Source organism: Mycobacterium sp. (assembly GCF_035653355.1).
Lineage (GTDB): Bacteria > Actinomycetota > Actinomycetes > Mycobacteriales > Mycobacteriaceae > Mycobacterium.
This window is the reverse complement of the sequence record NZ_DASRBZ010000453.1, coordinates 1-2,007: the sequence shown is the minus strand read 5'-3', so window position 1 is coordinate 2,007 and position 2,007 is coordinate 1. Positions and strand designations below refer to the sequence as shown.

Sequence of the window (2,007 nt, the reverse complement as noted above, 5' to 3'; positions counted from 1 at the left end):
GTACACGTTGGCCACGCTGGTCGGCACAACACCCGGGACCGCTGCCGTGGTCATCCTCGGCGATGCACTGACCGGACACGTCAGCCCGCTGCTGATTCTGGTGTCGCTGTGCACCGGCGCCGTCGGGTTTGCCGTTCTGGTCTACGAGATCCGCCAGCATCGACGACACCACCGGCGGCGGTTGGCCGACACGCAGATTCGGCCGAGCCAGCTACCAGACGTTGACTAGCGTGCGTTCGAGATGACTGACCAGACGAAACTCGCATTGAGCAAGGTACCGGAAGTCACTCTGGGCTTCTGGGTCATCAAGGTGTTGGCGACGACGCTCGGTGAGACTGGCGGCGACACGGTCACGATGACGCTGAATTGGGGGTATCTCGCCGGCGTCGTGCTATTCGGCGTCGTGCTGGTGGCGCTTGTACTGGCTCAGATTTGGGCCAAGCGCTTTCGGCCATTTCTCTACTGGGCGACGATCATCGCCTCGACCACCTTCGGCACGGCGATGGCCGACTTCGCCGACCGCTCGCTCGGGATCGGCTACACAGGCGGATCGAGTCTCCTATTGCTGTGCGTGCTCGTCACCCTCGGGCTCTGGTATTGGTCGCAGGGCACCGTGTCGGTGACGACCGTCTCGACTCCGAAAGTCGAGGCATTCTATTGGGCGACAATCACTTTCTCACAGACGCTAGGCACCGCCCTCGGCGATTGGCTCGCCGACACGGGAGACCTTGGTTACGAACGGGGTGCGCTCGTTTTCGCTGCCGCTCTCGCCGTGGTCGCGGCTCTGTATTTCTGGACCAGCGTTTCGCGCGTCACCCTGTTCTGGATCGCCTTCATATTGACCCGGCCGCTCGGTGCAACTGTGGGCGATTTTCTGGACAAGCCGGTGAGCCAGGGCGGCCTCAACCTGAGCCGCCCGCTGGCTTCCGCGGTGATCGCGGCCCTCATCGTCGCGCTCATCATCGTGTTGCCGCAGCGGGCTGGGCGGCATCCTGGGGTCGGGCCCGCGGAATCGTGAGCCGAAACTGAGCGCCGCCCTGGTGGTGTAGGCAGGTCAGCTCGCCGCCGTGGGCGCGGGCCAATGCGCGTGCGATCGGTAGGCCCAAGCCCGCGCCGCCGTGGTCGCGGGCGCGTCCGGTGTCCAGCCGGACCAGCCGCTCGAAGATGCGTTCGCGTTCGTCGTCGGGAATGGCCGGGCCGGTGTCGGTGACCGTCAACTCGGCGACTAAGTGGCGTTGCTGCAGGTCGACGGTGACCTGGCCACCGGGAGGGGTGTGCCGTCGGGCGTTGTCCAACAGGTTGGACAGGATTTGCGCCACTCGGGTCGGATCGGCGCGCACACGCAGCGCGCTGAGCCCCGTCCTCGAGATGGCGAGCTGCGGCGCCAGCATGCGCGCGCGGTCGACTTCGGCGTCGGCGATGGCGCCCAGGTCGGTGTCTTGCAGGTCGAGCGGTAGGCCGGCGTCGATGCGACTCAGGTCGAGCATGTCTGCGACCAGCCGTGCGGCGCGGTGGGCATCGGACAGCAACAAGCTGGCGCGACGGTATTGGCGCAGCGCCGCGGGATCCGACTCTTCTTGGCTGGCATTGCTGGCGAGTTGTTCAGCGGCGGCTTGGATGCCAGCGATGGGGGTGCGCAGTTCGTGCGCCGCATCGACGAGGAATCGCCGGGTCGCGGTCTCGGCGCGCTGCGCGGTCTCGGCGGCCCGCTGAGCGCGGTGTTCGGAAGCTTCCAGCGCATCAAGCATGCCGTCGAAAGCGCTTGCGGCGCGGCCTAACTCGGTTGTGGGACGGTCCGGCCGCAGCCGTCGGCCACGATCACCGATGGTGATGTCTTTGGCCAGCTCGGTGAGCCGCGCCAGGGGGCGCAGCGCCGCACGGCTGGCCGCTATCAGCAGTAGCGCCGCGACGACGAGCGTGGCCAGCCCGGCGCCCACCATCAGGCGGCGCAGCTGGCCGATCATCTGCGTGCTCTGGGTGGTGTCGGCGACCAGGATCACTTTTCCG

At 67.0% G+C, this 2,007-nt stretch carries 2 protein-coding genes and 1 pseudogene; 2 read left to right on the top strand and 1 reads right to left on the bottom strand.

Annotation, left to right across the window (positions count from 1 at the left end; translation table 11 throughout):
• Both VFA16_RS15630 and VFA16_RS15625 read left to right on the top strand, forming a co-directional pair.
• Positions 1–229, top strand: a pseudogene (locus VFA16_RS15630) (hypothetical protein); the annotation flags it as partial.
• A gap of 12 nt (positions 230–241) precedes the next feature.
• Positions 242–1,018, top strand: a complete 777-nt coding sequence (locus VFA16_RS15625; protein WP_324968698.1) for a hypothetical protein — start codon at positions 242–244, stop codon at positions 1,016–1,018.
• Here the strand turns inward: VFA16_RS15625 and VFA16_RS15620 are convergent.
• Positions 960–2,007: sensor histidine kinase (locus tag VFA16_RS15620; protein WP_324968697.1), on the bottom strand; the 1,048-nt coding region annotated here is incomplete at its 5' end. The two genes, VFA16_RS15625 and VFA16_RS15620, sit on opposite strands and share 59 nt — an antisense overlap.